This is a genomic window from Corallococcus llansteffanensis (assembly GCF_003612055.1).
Lineage (GTDB): Bacteria > Myxococcota > Myxococcia > Myxococcales > Myxococcaceae > Corallococcus > Corallococcus llansteffanensis.
The window spans coordinates 1-14168 of the sequence record NZ_RAWB01000250.1 but is presented as its reverse complement, the minus strand read 5'-3'; the positions used below and the strand labels follow the sequence as shown (position 1 = coordinate 14168).

The 14168-nt window shown below is 69.6% G+C and carries 13 protein-coding genes; 2 read left to right on the top strand and 11 right to left on the bottom strand.

Going from position 1 to position 14168, the window contains the following annotated elements; all coding sequences use genetic code 11:
* Window positions 1–165: 165 nt before the first annotated feature.
* Both D7V93_RS22715 and tmk read left to right on the top strand, forming a co-directional pair.
* The gene (locus D7V93_RS22715; protein WP_244237447.1) at window positions 166–504 is read left to right on the top strand and encodes a hypothetical protein; all 339 of its coding nucleotides are present in this window, start codon (window positions 166–168) and stop codon (window positions 502–504) included.
* The gene (tmk, locus tag D7V93_RS22710; RefSeq protein ID WP_120645405.1) at window positions 501–1157 is read left to right on the top strand and encodes a dTMP kinase; all 657 of its coding nucleotides are present in this window, start codon (window positions 501–503) and stop codon (window positions 1155–1157) included. The genes D7V93_RS22715 and tmk overlap by 4 nt, the downstream gene beginning before the upstream one ends.
* A 220-nt stretch (window positions 1158–1377) precedes the next feature.
* Here the strand turns inward: tmk and D7V93_RS22705 are convergent, their stop codons facing one another.
* The 11 genes from D7V93_RS22705 to D7V93_RS22655 form a co-directional block, all read right to left on the bottom strand.
* Complete coding sequence (locus D7V93_RS22705; protein WP_158623825.1) at window positions 1378–2082, bottom strand: Imm49 family immunity protein; 705 nt, start codon at window positions 2080–2082, stop codon at window positions 1378–1380.
* A 53-nt stretch (window positions 2083–2135) separates the two neighbouring features.
* Window positions 2136–3242: a hypothetical protein gene (locus D7V93_RS22700; protein ID WP_147451277.1), complete on the bottom strand. Its 1107-nt coding sequence runs from the start codon at window positions 3240–3242 to the stop codon at window positions 2136–2138.
* Between the two features lie 51 nt (window positions 3243–3293).
* Window positions 3294–4655 carry a TIGR02270 family protein gene (locus D7V93_RS22695; protein ID WP_158623824.1) on the bottom strand — a complete coding sequence of 454 codons (1362 nt, stop codon included), beginning with the start codon at window positions 4653–4655 and terminating at the stop codon, window positions 3294–3296.
* Window positions 4656–4668: 13 nt separating this feature from the next.
* The gene (locus D7V93_RS22690) at window positions 4669–5268 is read right to left on the bottom strand and encodes an imm11 family protein (RefSeq protein WP_120645401.1); all 600 of its coding nucleotides are present in this window, start codon (window positions 5266–5268) and stop codon (window positions 4669–4671) included.
* A 23-nt stretch (window positions 5269–5291) separates the two neighbouring features.
* Window positions 5292–6170: an AHH domain-containing protein gene (locus tag D7V93_RS22685; RefSeq protein WP_120645400.1), complete on the bottom strand. Its 879-nt coding sequence runs from the start codon at window positions 6168–6170 to the stop codon at window positions 5292–5294.
* 30 nt (window positions 6171–6200) lie between these two features.
* A complete protein-coding gene (locus D7V93_RS22680; RefSeq protein ID WP_244237446.1) occupies window positions 6201–6713 on the bottom strand; it encodes a DUF6484 domain-containing protein in 513 nt (170 codons plus the stop codon).
* 41 nt (window positions 6714–6754) lie between these two features.
* Window positions 6755–7219: a DUF4150 domain-containing protein gene (locus D7V93_RS22675; protein WP_120645399.1), complete on the bottom strand. Its 465-nt coding sequence runs from the start codon at window positions 7217–7219 to the stop codon at window positions 6755–6757.
* Window positions 7220–7267: 48 nt separating this feature from the next.
* A complete protein-coding gene (locus D7V93_RS22670; RefSeq protein ID WP_244237445.1) occupies window positions 7268–8245 on the bottom strand; it encodes a DUF2169 family type VI secretion system accessory protein in 978 nt (325 codons plus the stop codon).
* A 328-nt stretch (window positions 8246–8573) separates the two neighbouring features.
* Window positions 8574–9467: a sigma factor-like helix-turn-helix DNA-binding protein gene (locus D7V93_RS22665; RefSeq protein WP_120645397.1), complete on the bottom strand. Its 894-nt coding sequence runs from the start codon at window positions 9465–9467 to the stop codon at window positions 8574–8576.
* The gene (locus D7V93_RS22660) at window positions 9464–12544 is read right to left on the bottom strand and encodes a tetratricopeptide repeat protein (RefSeq protein ID WP_120645407.1); all 3081 of its coding nucleotides are present in this window, start codon (window positions 12542–12544) and stop codon (window positions 9464–9466) included. The genes D7V93_RS22665 and D7V93_RS22660 overlap by 4 nt, the downstream gene beginning before the upstream one ends.
* A gap of 93 nt (window positions 12545–12637) precedes the next feature.
* The coding region (locus D7V93_RS22655; RefSeq protein ID WP_208723112.1) for a hypothetical protein at window positions 12638–14168 on the bottom strand (1531 nt) is incomplete at its 5' end.

Sequence of the window (14168 nt, the reverse complement as noted above, 5' to 3'; positions counted from 1 at the left end):
ATGTAACGCGGGGGGGGTGGGGTGGCAAGCCATGCCCGTGAACCGACCGTGCGTCCGGACAATGGCTGGGATGAGTGGAAGCTGTGACGGGGCGTCCGGGTAGGCCCGTCCCACCCGGCCGGCGACTCGACGGCCTGGGGCCCGTGATGTAGGGTGCTCGGCTCCGTGAGCGCAGACCAACTGGAAAAGCGGGCCCGGTTCGACCAGCTGCAGGAAAGCCTGGCCACCCGGCAGAGCACGACACACTTCACCCACGCGGGTGTCTCCGTCATCGCCTTCATGCTGATTTCGGGCGCGGCGGGGAAGCTGTTCTACGACTCGTTGCGCACCCCGTTCCTCGCCTGGGGCGCCACGTTGCTGGCGCTGGGCCTGCTCGCGTACGCCTACGTGAGCTACCGCAAGGGCCGCGTGGTGCTGACGGACGAGCTCCAGCGCTATGAGACGCTGCTGGCGCTGCGCCACGAGCTGCACCTGGACAACCCCGCCGCCCTGCTGCCCCGGTGAGCGCCGCCCGGAAGGCCGCCCGCGCGGGGCGGTTCATCGTGCTGGAGGGGCTGGACGGAGCGGGCACCACCACGCAGACGGAGCGGCTGGCCGCGGCGCTGCGAACGGACGGGCACGCGGTGGTGACGACGCGCGAGCCCTCCGACGGGCCCGTGGGCACCCAGCTGCGCCAGGCGCTGACGGGAAGGCTGGGGCTGCCGCACGGCCGGGGGCCGCTGGCGCCGGAGACGCTGGCCCTGCTGTTCGCGGCGGACCGGACGGACCATCTGCATGCGCGCGTGTTGCCGGCGCTGGAGGAGGGCAAGGTCGTGCTGTGCGACCGCTACGTGCTGTCCTCGCTGGCGTACCAGGGCGCGAGCCTGCCCATGGCGTGGGTGGACACGGTGAACGCGCACGCGGTGTCGCCGGACCTGACGCTGTTTGTCGGCGTGGATCCGAAGGTCGCGGCCCGGCGCCGGGCGTCACGCGGCGGGCCCGCGGAGCTGTTCGAGGCGGATGAAGCCCAGCGGCGGATCGCGAAGCAGTACCTGAAGGCGATTGCCCTCCGGGAGAAGCGCGAACGCATCGTGCGCATCGACGGTGAGCTGTCTGTCGAAGCCGTGACGGATGCGTGCTTGATGGAAGTGCGGCGGGTGCTCGCGCGCAAGCGCTGAGCCTGCGGCGGGAGGGCATGGGTAATCCCGGGCCCGCCTTTTCAAAGGCAGAAGGGGAAGGGCATCGCTCGTCACCAATGCCTTTGAGCGCGACTCGCGCGGCCCACACGTCGACGCGGCTGGGCAGCGTCAAGGTGCTCATCACCGGTGGGTTCGTCGGCAGCACCGGCATTAGCTCGGCGTCCGGCGCGGGGGCGAATCGCGCTTCACCTCGGCCGCGCTACTCCAGGCGCCGCCAGGAGTTTGATTCCAGCGAGGGGGCACGGCCTTCCAGTGCCACGGAGGGCACATGAAGGTAGTCCTCCGCCAGAGGGAACCCCTCGCGCTCGGCGAGCCGCACGAGGGCCAGCCCTTCGACGGAGAGAAGTGCTTCGGTGGCGAGACGCTCGGGTGACTCGCTGTTGGCATTCGACTCGAAGCGGTCGTCGCGCTCGGACAGAAATCCTTTGAGCGACTCCTCGAAGCCCTCCGCGTCCCGGGTGACCAGGGCCTGGCACAGTGGCAACCGGATGTCCTCCGCGCCCTGCAGGGCTTGCTCGTAGCGCGCGAGCAGCCGCTCGCAGGTGTCCTGCGAAGCCCCGAGGAAGAATCGCTGCATGAGGAACTCCACGAAAAGGAAGTCTTCCTCGTACTCCTCGCCCTGGGCCCACGAGTGTCGTGCCTCCCGCGCCACCTCGCCCGCCGTAGCCATGTCGCCCGCGGCGATCGCATCGAAAAAGGGCAGAGTGCTCCCCGTTTGCTTCGACAGCACCTCGGCCCCCTGCAGGAACCAGGCGAAGGCCTCTCCGCTCTGCTTCAACCGCTGGTGGAACACCTCCGGCGTGCCCGTCAGGAAGAGCGTGCCGATTCCGGCGAGCCGGAGGTGCCCGCAGAAGGCCAGCACCTGGCTCTGCGTGGCCGCACGCGCCTCCAGGACGGGGAGCAACCCGCGGGCATCCGCCAGGGCATTGCGGACAAAGACAGGAAGGAATTCGGAGCTCATCGTTCGGGAGGCCGGGAGGAAGCGTTGCTCAACACCATACAGCCCACGTCTCCTTCGACGGAGCTGGAGAGGACCAGGGCGCTCCCCTGCCGGGTATGCCCGCGTTGCAGGGTGTGGGTGGCCAGGCACAACCCGAGGGCGCCGCTCGCCGCGCCGACGTCGCCAACGCTCACGCAGGGCAGGTGGAGTCGTGGCGAGCCCAGCTGCTCCGAGAGCCGCACGACGGCGCTGCCCCACTCCTGGGCCCGCCACGTCTCGCCGCTCAGGTCGGAGAAGACATCTCCCTCGTAGGGCTGGGGCAGCCCCGCGGTCTCGAGCGCCTCGCGCACGCACCGGGCCAGTCCCGCGCCCGTGCTCACCTCGCCCCGCAAATAGGAATGGGGCTCACGGCCCGTGGCCACGGCGGTGACGAAGGCGAGCGGAGCCGCGCCCCTGCGCCGGGCGCTGTCCTCCTTCTCCAGGAGCAGGCACACCCCGGCTTCCCCCGGTGACAGGCCACTGGGCACGTCCCCCGCCTTGAGCCGTTCCGCCCCGTCGAGCCACTGCAACGTGAGCGGGTCCAGGTACGAGTCCACCGCGACGAGGAGGACTCGCTCGCAGGCCCCCTGTGACAGCAGGCGCCATGCCCCCTGCAAGGCCAACGCGGTCCCCGCATGGTCCACGCCGCTCAGCCGCGAGTGCTGGCGCTCGAGCGGCAGGGCCAGTCGCTCCAGCAGGGGGTGGAGGAATGCCTCCTCAAGGGAGCGCTGGCCTCCCTCCTCCATCTGGAACCGCTCTCCCTCGGGGGACGCGGTCACCGCGAGCAGCCCCGTGCGCCGCCAGAAGCCCACGTCACTGGTGGGGGGCAGCCCCGGATCGCCCAGGAGGTCCGTCAGCGCCCCGCGCGCCAGCCGCATCCAGAGCCCCGCGCCACCGAAGCCCTCCGTATAGGCGCGGATGGGGTGGCTGGTGATGGGCAGGGTGTCCTGCGTCTCCGAGTCCAGGGACGTGTAGTAACTGCACCGCCGCGGGCGGGAGATACCGGCCCGGATGGCCGCGCACGCGGCCTGGGCACTGCGCCCGACCGACGTCACCAACCCCATGCTGCTCACGGCCACTCTCAAGAAAGCCCTCCTTTCACGGGAGACGGACCCGTGTTCCGCCCACGGCCCCGTCTACCGGGCGCGAAGGCCCTCGAAGGTCACCGCCAGATTGCGGGGGCGCACCTGACTCAGGGCCTTGGCCCGCGGGTGTTGCACGGACGTCCAGGCTCGCGGCTCGATGACGCAGTGGCCCTCGCTCCGGATCGCCACCTCCAGGCACAGCGCGGGCCGGCGTCGCATGGGAGCGCCCTCCAAGGCCGCGAGCAGCGCCTGGGCTCCGTGGGGATGCCCGTACAGAAAGCGCCCCTCGGCGCTGAAGCGCCCCCGCTCCCGGGCCCACCAGCGCTCTGCCTCGGCGACCTGCACCTGGTGGGCGACCACGGCTGGCGCGGGCAGCAGCCCCCGCGGCGCCTCCGCCGCCCGGACGGCCTCCTCCGTGTCCTCACCCGGCTCCCGAACATCTGGCTCGGGCTCCTCGACCTCCTCCACGAAAGGAGTCCGGAGGGGCAGCCCTGTAATGGCCGCGAACGATTCGGCGGCGAGCGGGCTGCCGTCCTCCTTCAGCACCCCCAGCAGGGCCTCGGCGGCCGCCAACCGCCCGCTGAAGCCCAGCGCCCAGACGGCCTCCTCCCGGAGCGATGCCTCCCGGGTACTCGCCACCACCTGTTCGAGGTCCTTGGCCGTGCCGCCCACGGCCAGGGCGAACAGCCCGAGGCGGGCCTGGGTCCCCCCCGCGGGGATGGCCGACCGGCACGCCACCCACGCGGCTGGCAGCCCCCGCCACAGTCCCGTCTCCAGCGCCGCGAGCCGCACGGCCTCTTCCTCCGCCGCCAGCCCCTGCCGGACCAGGTCGGTCGCGAGCGCCAGGGGCGCGAAGCGTGCCGCGCGCACCGCCGCGGCCTTCAGCGGGGCGGCGGCTCCAGCCATCCGGGCGAGGATGTCGCCCGGGTCGCTTTGTCGGCGGCACAGCACGTCCAACACGACGCTCTGCCTCTCGGGGGCCAGTTCCGGCAGCCGTCGCAGCAGCGCTGCGGAGACATCCTCGCGCCCGCTCAACTCCAGGGCCCGCGCCAGTCCCTGAACGAGGTCCTCATCGCCCTCCGGCAGCCGCTCCAGGAGCGTTTCGAGCCAGTCGGTATCGGTGGCGCCGAGCAACGCGGAGGCGGCCGCGCAGACCCGGGGCATGTCCTGCCCCCCCTCCAGCAACGGCAGCAGGAGCCGGGTCGCGACCTGATGTCCCCCGACAATGAGCCCCTCCAGGTGCGCCGTCAGGCGAGGCTCGTCATCCTCCCGCACCTCGGCCAGGGAGTGGTCGGGGGCCTCCAGCAGCCGCTCCCACTGCGCCCAGAGGAAGTCCGCCTCGCTCAGGTGTTCCTCCACCACGTCCCAGACGATGGCGGCGCGCCGGGCCCTTCCCACCGGAGCGGTCGTCATGACACCGCCCCGCTCAGGTGGCATCGCGGGGACTGTCGCTGAAGCGCAGCTCCGTCCACAGGATGTTGGTGAAGTCCCGGTCATATATCTCGCGGGCCAGCTTGACGCCGAGGATGTACTGGCTCGGCCGCTGCTTGACCCGGAAGAGCTGTGGCGCGTCCTTCACCTTGTTCCGGTCGAGTACGAGCTCCCCAATGTCGATGAGACCCCCCTCGGAGCCGTACTGGACCCCACTCGCCGCCTCATCGAGGCAATCCAGGGAACCGATTGGATTGACGATGCAGCAGTCCCGGCTGTGGACACGCTTCCGGTGGTCGTAGAGGGTGAAGGGCAGGTACTCGATTTCGACCCCCTGGCAATGCTTCTCGATGGTCTCCCGGAAGGCCTTCGAAACAACCAGCATGCCCTGGGTGTTGCCAAGAAGGTCTGCCAGCTTCATCCCCCGGCTCTCCGGGCTCATGAAGAGCTTGGGCTCCTTCGGGTAGACGGGCAGCAGCGGCTTGCCCAGCGAGTATCTCGCCGAATCCCGGGCCGTGCCCTCCACGACGTCGTGGAGAAAGCACAGGCTCTCGTCGTTCGGGTCACCCATGGTTTCGATATGGAAGAAGTTCATGGCGGAGTGGGGTTCGAGGGAGTTCAGCCCCCGGGGGGCTTGCCGCTCTTCGGAGGCTTTGGCGTCTGGGATTGCGTAGGCTTCGAGAAGTCCTTGTCCTGCATCTCGTCCAGTGAGCCCGTTCCCCGCTTGCCTGCTTTCTTGATGGCTTCATAGAGCCGCTTGGAGAGCGCTTCCAGCGCGTCCTTGCAGTCTTTGTACTGCGGGACCTTGTGCTCGCGGATGGGGTCCTTGACCAGGGCCTTGAAGATGTCCTGCAGCTGGGTCTCGACGTTGCGGCTGTAGGCGACATGGGAGCACAGAAAGGCCGTCTGCCGATGGCGCGGAAGCTGGAGGGTGTTGGCCACCGCCTCGTCCATTGGCAGCAGGATCATGTTCACCTTGTGGTTGAGGTTGTACTGGACGTTGAGAAGCCGCCCCCGGATGGCCATGGAGATGCGGCCCGGGTCATTCATTCCCTTGCCCACGTCGACCAGCACCTTGCGGAGCGAACTGTTGGGGATGATGTGGTTGGCCTCATGCCAGTAGGGCCGGTAGCACTTCACCTGGAAGTTGTCGCCATGGTCCAGGTCCCACGTGCCGCCTTCGGGCTTGTCCTGCAGCTGCCCCGGAGTGGGGATCTCGAAGGCGTACCAGGAGGGGAAGAGCTTTCCCTTCTTGCCAGTTCGCGCCGCCGTCGCGACCTTTCCGTCCGGCTTCGCCAGTGGCTTATAGGCCGGCCAGTTGTACAGCGCCGAGTCGTCCCGGGCCCGCTGGTAGGCCTGCCAGCGGTGGCTGCAGGAGTTCTTCCGCTCGACCTTGGGGATGTGCCTGTTGAGGCACGCGCCCCCCTCCACACCCCCAGCCTGTTTGTGCCGGCCAGGGAGGTTCTCATCATCGAGGGTGTGCTGTTTCTCGGACATGGTTTCCCTTCCGGAAGGGCCCCGGAGGACTCAGTTGATGCGGACCTTGCGCCCACGGATGCGGTGGACTTCCTCCGCCTCGGAGACCAGGTTGACGCCCCGCAGCACCACGGTGCCGTCCCGCCGCAGGGTAAGACTGGCCTTGCCACACTCCAGCACGACCTCCTTGCGCCCGGTGATGACCACACGCTCACCGTCCACCCGCGCCTCGGCGGGTACCCGCGAGAGTGGCGGGGCCAGCAGGGCATCCGTAAGCGGCGTGTCGCTGGTCGGCTCCAGCAGCATGAGCAGCACGGGCTGCGCAGGGTCCCCGTCCGCGAAGAGCAGGAGCGCCTCCGGCCGGTCAGGCGGCAACAGCTTCAGCGCGTCGAGGTCCATCGTGGCCGAGGTGCGAGCCTTCAGGGGCCCCCGCACATTCCCCGGGTAGTCCACCCAGACATGGCGACCGGCCTCGACACGCACCACCCACCCCCGGCGGGGCTCGCGGATGCGCTCCTCCACGTCAGGTGCCCGGGTCGGCTGCTCCTCTTGCCTGGCTCCCATGTCTCTCCCCACGCGTGAATCTCCGCTCCGGGCGGAGGCCCTCAGTACTTGTCCCCACACTCCGGGCAGGCAGGGTCCGACTTGCGGCCACCCACCGCGACGACGGGCCCCTGAAGCAGCGGGAAGGGAGGCGTGTTCTTGTCATTGTGCAGCATCAGGTCGAAGGAGCGCGCCACGTTCTTCCCCTCGAACAGCACGTCGAACGAGTAGTTGACGAACTCCGCCTTGCCCTTCGTCTTCCCCGAGGCCACGCCACCTCCAGCGGTCCCTGCTTCGTCTCCCGTGCTGGTACTGAAGTTCGAGTCCTTCAAACATACCGGCTTTCCGTCCACCGACACCTTCTTGCTGCCCTTGGCCGCGTCCGACGAGCGGGCGATGTTTGGGTACGGGATGGGGATGGGGCCGGCGGGGCTCGGCGTCTTGCACACATCTGGAAAGGCAATGGTCGTCCCGTTGGTGTCTTGGTGGACCACGGAGAGCTTGTTGACTCCGACGCTCGCTGCCATGAACGATCTCCCGGGCGGCCCAGAATCCGGCCGCGACCGTCGGGCATTCTACTCCATCCTCGCCAGCCGTTCCGAGCCCTCCTGGGTCACCAGAAGGGCCGAGACCTCCGTCGGGTCCCGCCGAAGGGGGAGCAGCCCCCGCCAGATCAGCAGGAGGTGCATTGCGTCCGCGTCGATGATGACAGTATCCAGGTTCAAAGTCACCTCACTGTCTTCCTGCCGGAAGCGCGCGGCACGCACCCTGGGGGGTGACAGGCCTGGCAGCTGGAACTCGAGCCTGCCGGCGGCGGAGGCATGGACGAGCGTCACCGGCTCGTCACCACGCAGGTAGCCGGACGCCACCAGGCCCGGTGAAGCGGCGTTGAAGAAGCGCCGGTCGAAGTCCTTCGGCAAGTAGGGCTTGCGAGTCTGATCCCAGCGCGCGTCATACGTGCCGGCGAGCGAGGCCCGTGGCTGCCATTCCGGAGAAAGGAAGCCGAAGCCCGTCGGCGCCGGCGTCTGGCCCCACTCCCGGAGGCAATCGAGCGGGTCCTCCAGATTGGGAAGTCGCAGCCCTTCCTCGAACCGGCCGTGTCGCGCCCGGAAGCCCGTCCCCACCGGGTTGCGCGGCTCGAACTGATGACGCGCGGGCTCCGGATGGCTCCGGTCCCAGCCACCAAAGGCCCGCTCGTATTGGAGTGGGAGCGTCTCGAACGCCACCGGTTGCGTCATCCGGACGCCCCCCAGGCCTCGTACCCACGTGCGATCTCCAAAGACCTGCACTCCCTTCTTCACCGGCCCCACTCGCAGCGACACCAGCAGCTCGCGCGTCCCGACACGAGGCGCATGCGCATGCCCCACCAGGACCACATCCGTTGCGGGCTTGATGAAGGCCACCTCTGGCTCGTACTGGTAGCTGGCCGTGTCCGAGCCCTTCCAGCGTTGCCCCGCGAGGTAGAGCGGGACCTGTTCGCTGGCGAGCACCGGCTCCTTTCCTGGCCGCAGGGCGAACGTGGCCTTCACCACCAGCGTGAACACGGGACGCATCTGCTCGTCCGTCAACGGGAGCGGCTCGAATAAGAATGGCGTCGTGTTTTCGATGAAGGGATGGCCCACGGGGCCATTCTATCAATACTCCTGCGCCCTCGCGAACGGACCGTCCGACTGTGAGTCCCCGCCTCGGTGGACAGATTGACTACGCTGCCTGCCTCAGTGCCTCAGCCATTCGCTCGTACTCGGCCTGGCTGACATTGCCGAGTGACGGCGCCTGCGCATGTCCATCTCCGTGGCGACGAATGCGTCTTCGCCATACGAGGACAGGAATTCGACGTGAAACAGCGACTCGATTCCGTTCGTGGGATCCAGAAACCCGGGCTCAGCCCATCAGCCGGTTCAGGCTCAGGTCGAGCTGGCTGTTCACCAGTCCCAGCAGGCTGTCCAGCGCGGCGTCGTCTGGCTTCAGTCGTCCGGCCAGCTCCGCGCGCAGGAGCTTGAGCAGCCGCTCGCGGGACTGGAGGACCCGGCGCGCCACGCCGGAGCGGGACTCGCCATACATCGTCGCGAGCCGGTCCATCGTGAAGCCGTGCAGGTGGTGCAGCCGCAGCAGCGTGCGCTCTCGCGGAGGCAGGGCCTCCAGGACCTTGCGGAGGACATCCACCAGGAGCTCGCGCAGGTCCTTGCGCAGCAGCTCGTGCTCCGGGTCACCCGTGGACAGCAACTGCACGAGCGCCTCGGGCGGTTCGTCGAACAGCTCCTGGCGCTCGTCCCGGGTCTTGAGCTGGCTGGCGATGCGCGCGGTGGAGATGACCACCCAGGCCAGCAAGGCACCCCGGCCGGAGTACGTGAGGATTCTGGGCGGCTCTCCGCCGGAGCCCATCAACAACCGCTCGCGCAAGAGCTGGAGCGCCTCATCCACCTGGGTGCGCGGCATGGAGGCGAGCCGGGCCGGCACCTGCTGGAGCAGATGCTGCTCGAAAGCGCGCAGGGCGGCGGGGTGGCCTTCGCCACAGGCACACGCGAGGTACAGGTCCGCGGCCTGGCACTCGCGCAGCACGTCCCGCGCGCCCATCTCTGGCAGGTGCCGCGCCAGATGCCGCACGAAGGACTCCGTGGCGAGCGCCACCGTGGGCCACGCGTTCCGCGCCACCGTCAGGTGTTCGCGCAGGAGCGCCTCCAGGTCTTCCACACCGTCCAACTGCGCGCGTCGCTCCGGGGGCACGTGCGTGCGCAGCAGCACGGCCAGGCCCTCTGCTTCCAGGGGGCCGCTCATCTCCGAGCCTCACGCCGCTGCCAGGCGAGGACCTGATCCAGGTCCTTCTGCGCCTTCACGCCCAGGGTTGTCAGCTTGACGCGAGCCTCTTCCGCCAGGGCGGCGGCGCGCACGGGGTCGCGGTTCGTGCGCTTCTCGCTGAGCGCTCGGGCCAGCAGGAAGGACGTCCAGCCCGCGAGCATCGGCTCTCCGGTCGTTTGCTGTAGAACCTGGCGTGCGCGCTCCAGCAGGGGTTCCGCTTCCTCTGGAGCCTTCTGGGCCAGCAGCGCCTCTCCAATGCAGGAGCAATCCGCTCCGATCATCTGGGACTGCGGCGACAGCCTCCGCTCGTCAATCCTCAACGCGTGCTTGCAATGGTCAAGCGCTTGTCGCGCATTTCCCTCTGCCATTGCGACATCGGCCAGGTAATGGTCAACGATCGCCGCACCGAGACTGTCGGGGCCCTCCTCCTTCTCCAGGATCTTCAGCGCTGCCAGCAGGTCCTTCCGGGCCTCGGCGGTGCGTCCCAGCTTGAGCAGGATCCGCCCGCGGGATCTCAGGATGCTCTGGGCACGTGGCGTCTCCGGTCCAAGATGGCGCCGGATCCGCTCCAGGCCGTCTGTTGCCAGTCGCAAGGCCTCGTCAAACCGGCCCGCGTCATGTTCCACCAGTGCCAGCTCCTCCAGCATCACGGCCACATGGGGATGGTCAGGTCCATAGGTGCGTTCCAGGATGCCACGCGCCCGCTCCAGGCTCCGCCGCGCCTCATCGAGCTGGCCCTTGCCACGCAGCGCTGTGCCCAGGTTCCCCAGCGAGTTCGCGAGACCCACGTGCTCCGGCAGGTGGGCCGCGTCGGTGATTTTGAGGATGCGGCGCCAGAGGGCGATGGCCTCGTCGAGCTGCCCCAGATTCATGGAGGCCCCGGCGAGGCTGTTGAGCGTGGAAGTGAGGTGGGGGTGCTCGGGGCCCAGCTGGCGCTCGCGCAAGGTCAGGACCTGACGATGCAGGGCCAATGCCTCCTCGGACCGGTTCTGGCGGGAGTAGACGCGACCCAGGTTGTGCATGAAGTGGGCTGTGCGCAGGTCGTCCTCGCCGTAGGTCTTCCGCGCAAGCTCCAGCCCTTGGGTGAGCTCCACCTCCGCCCGCTCCAGCTTGCCCTGCTGGATCAGCGCCGCTCCCAGAAACAGGTGCAGGTCCATGGTGACGGCGGGAAAGCGCTCGGGCCCCAGTCGCGTCACCGCGGCCTGGGCGTGCTGGATGATCCGCTCCACGTCCGCGGCGCGAGCCTGCAGATCGCCCACGACCCAGACGAGGACGCTCCACGCGCGCGCCGCCGTCTCGTCATCGTGCCCGGACTCGGCGGCGAAGACGGCCTTGTAGAGGTGGTCCTCGGCTTCCTTGTGCTTGCCGTCCTGCGCGAGCAGGTTGCCATGGGCGAGCAGCACCTCCGCCTCCAGTGGCCGGAAGTCGAGCCCCTTGATCTCCCCGAGGAGCGCCGTCGTCAGCGCGAGGCCCTCGGGGTAGCGGCCCGCTTCGAGCGAGGCCTGCGCCTGCGTGAGCTTGCGCCGGGCGTCATCCACCCGCGCCGCGAGCGCATCTGGAGGCTGGGGACGAGAGGAGAGCGCTGAGGTGTCCTTGCACCCGGTCAGCCCCTCCAGCGAGGCGGCCAGTTTCTGCGCGTTCTGCACCGTCCGCGCATCCGCCTTCTCCAGCACCTCGGCGACGGCGGCGAACTGCCAGAGCCGCGCATCCAGGCACGTCTCCGTCTGCCAGGCCATGCTCATGTCATTCATTGTCGCGGAGAGGCAGGCCTCGGTGCGCAGGGTGCGCCACTGGGCCGCATGCGCATCCAGCGTGGCGGCCAGCGTGTCCCAGGCCTTCGCGGCGTACGGCACGCCCGTGGCGAGGAAGGCCGCGTGGATCCGCTCCCGCCGCGCGGGCCCCCACGCCCCGGCGAGCTTCGCCACCTCCTGCTCGCAGCGCGTCTGCTGCCGTGGCGCCAGGCCGTACACCAGCGCCCCCACCAGCAGGGAGGCCAGGACCGCGGTCGCCACCCACACGAGCTCGCGCCGCGACGGCGGGGTGAGCGCCGTCAGCAGCGCCTCCATGGAGGCGAAGCGCTCCTCGGGCCGGGCCCGCAGGCCGCGCAGCACCGCGCGCCGCACCCGGGCCGGCACCTTCATGTCGCGCAGCGGGGGCCGCACGCGGCCTTCCTCCGCGGTCCGCGCCATCTCCTCCAGGGTGTCGCCCTCGAAGGGCCGCACGCCGAAGAGGGCCTCGTACAGGGCCACGCAGAAGCTGAACTGATCCGACAGCGCGTCCGCCCGCTGACCCTTCACCAGCTCCGGCGCCATGTACGCGGGCGTCCCCAGGAGCACGCCCGTGCGGGTGAGGGGGCTCAGCGTGGACGTGGCGGCCTTCGGCTCCACGCGGGCCGACAGCCCCTGCTCGCGGTTGAGGGGACGGGCCATGCCGAAGTCGGTGACCCACACCCCGCCGTTCTTCCCGACGAGCACGTTCGCCGGCTTGAAGTCGCGGTGCACCAGCCCCGCCGCGTGCGCGGCCGCGAGCCCCCTGCCCGCGTCGTGGAAGACGCGCAGCACGTCCGCCCACGCGCGCGGCGTCCGCAGCCAGCCTGCGAGCGTGGTGCCGTCCACCAGCTCCATGGCCAGGAAGACGCAGTCCCCATATGTCCCCACGTCGTACAGCGTGACGACATGCGGATGGGACAGTCGCGCCAGCGCCTGCGCCTCCAGCAAGAGCCGCCGCTGGAGCTCCTCCACGTGGCGGCCCTCCGGGCGCACCACCTTGAGGGCCACCTGCCGGTCCAGCTCCGGATCATAGGCGGCGTACACCACGCCCATGGCCCCGGCGCCCAACCGCTCCAGCACCACGTACCGGGAGAGGGTGGCCCCCCGGGCCAGCGGGGGAGGGCGCGGCTCCGGTGCCGCGTCCCCGGGGAGGGCGCCGTTGCCCACCGCCAGCACCCACTGACAGTCAGCGCAGCCTTCCAGGTGCGCCACGACGCGCGCCCGGGCCTCCTCGGAGAGCCGCCCCTCCAGGAAGTCGCTCAACGTCGTTTCGTCCGGGCACGCCATCATCGCGAGGCGAGTCTAACAGGACACCCCGCGTTCCCCGTGAAGGTTGTTTTCTCTCCCAGTGCGCTCCCGGTCGGCGGGGGCGCGCGGGCCTCAGGCGCGCACGCCTCCGAGATAGCGGCCGGTGGCCATCTGCCGGTGGAGGGACGCGGAGCTGGGGGCCTCGCCCAGGCCCGCGGTGCCGCTGGAGGTGTTCGCGACCGCGCCGCCCAGGGCCTTGCCCGAGCCCGTGCCCCAGCCGCTGATGGCGGTGGCGGCATCCTTCGCGCTCCCCTTGAACGAGAAGAGCGGGGTGTCGGAGACATCGCGGGTCTTCGCGGAGAAGTCCGCCTTGACGCCGTTGCCCATGATCTTGAGCTCGGGCGCCGCGCTCACGCCCTCGCTCTTGTACTCCTGGACGGTCGCCTCCACCTGCGCGGCACCACTGCTCGCCGCGGCGGCCTTGCCGAAGTCGCCGTGGAGCGCGGCGTCGAACACCTTGGCGTCGAGGGCGTCGAGCGATGCGCCGGCGTTCGACTTGATGACGAACGTGCCCTCCACGCCGCCCGCGGCGACGTCCCCGGCCTTTCCTTCCGCCTGCACCTTCACGGTGGCGGTGGTCTCAAGGGAGCGCAGCTGCTGCTTGCCCACGTCGGCCAGCGCTCCCACAGGGTCCTGGACGAGCTTGAGCGGATCCACGTTGCCCGGCATGTCCACCTTCGTCTCGATGGTGAGGGAGCCCGTGATGCTCCCGGAGAGCTCCTGGCCGAGCACGCTGTTCTTCTGCGCACCGCTCTTCGTCTGGCCCCCGGGAAGGCCGGCCTCAACCCCCGCGGCCACGCTCCCGGAGATCTCCTCCTTGATGATCAGGGAGGGCTTGCGGTCGGCATCGAACTCGATGCGCGCCGCGACCTGGAGCTCCACGCTCCCTTCGGCGAACGCGCCCACGTCCGCCGCGCCCCGGACGCCCACGCCCGCCTCTCCGGCGAGCTTCGCGGCCGCGGCGCCGCGCACCTCGACGGCGGAGACGTGCTTCATGGAGAACTCAAGGTCCTTGCTGGTCGGCGTCCCCAGCAGCGCGCCGCCGGGCCCGGTCGAGCGCACGAGCGTGTCCATGGCCCGCTTCGCCTCCTCGGCGGAAGCGAACTTCATCTCCACCTTCGCGCCGACGCCGGCGGTGGCCTCGCCCTCGACCTTGGCCTTCGCGCCCACGCTCCCGCCGATCATGCCGTACAGGCCGGCGCCCAGCTCGCCGTCGGCGGACACGATGTACTCGCCCTTGTCATTGCGCGTGCACTCGAGCTCCGCCTTCGCGTAGGCCTTGCCGGTCTCGACGCTGACGTCGCCTCCCACGTGGAGGGTGTACGTGTCGCCGGGCCCGAGGTTGTCGATGCGCTCCTTGTAGTCGACGGCCCCCGTCCACTCCTCGACCTTGCTCTTGAGCGCGTCGACGGCGTTGCCGCCTTCCTCCACCACCTTGTCCTTCACCTCAACGACCGTGTTCTTCACCTCGGCGGCCGTGTCCTTCACGTCGCCAACAAGGTCCTTGCCCTCCTCCACGACCTTGTTCTTCACCTCGACGGCCTTGTTCTTCACGTCGCCCACGAGGTCCTTGCCCATGTCGCCGGCCTTGCCCAACCAACTC

Coding starts and splice junctions, on each gene's coding strand:
- D7V93_RS22685 (WP_120645400.1), bottom strand. CDS start 6,170: ATGTCCGAGAAACAGCACACCCTCGATGATGAGAACCTCCCTGGCCGG.
- D7V93_RS22695 (WP_158623824.1), bottom strand. CDS start 4,655: ATGACGACCGCTCCGGTGGGAAGGGCCCGGCGCGCCGCCATCGTCTGG.
- D7V93_RS22675 (WP_120645399.1), bottom strand. CDS start 7,219: ATGGCAGCGAGCGTCGGAGTCAACAAGCTCTCCGTGGTCCACCAAGAC.
- D7V93_RS22690 (WP_120645401.1), bottom strand. CDS start 5,268: ATGAACTTCTTCCATATCGAAACCATGGGTGACCCGAACGACGAGAGC.
- D7V93_RS22680 (WP_244237446.1), bottom strand. CDS start 6,713: ATGGGAGCCAGGCAAGAGGAGCAGCCGACCCGGGCACCTGACGTGGAG.
- D7V93_RS22665 (WP_120645397.1), bottom strand. CDS start 9,467: ATGAGCGGCCCCCTGGAAGCAGAGGGCCTGGCCGTGCTGCTGCGCACG.
- D7V93_RS22660 (WP_120645407.1), bottom strand. CDS start 12,544: ATGGCGTGCCCGGACGAAACGACGTTGAGCGACTTCCTGGAGGGGCGG.
- D7V93_RS22670 (WP_244237445.1), bottom strand. CDS start 8,245: ATGCGTCCCGTGTTCACGCTGGTGGTGAAGGCCACGTTCGCCCTGCGG.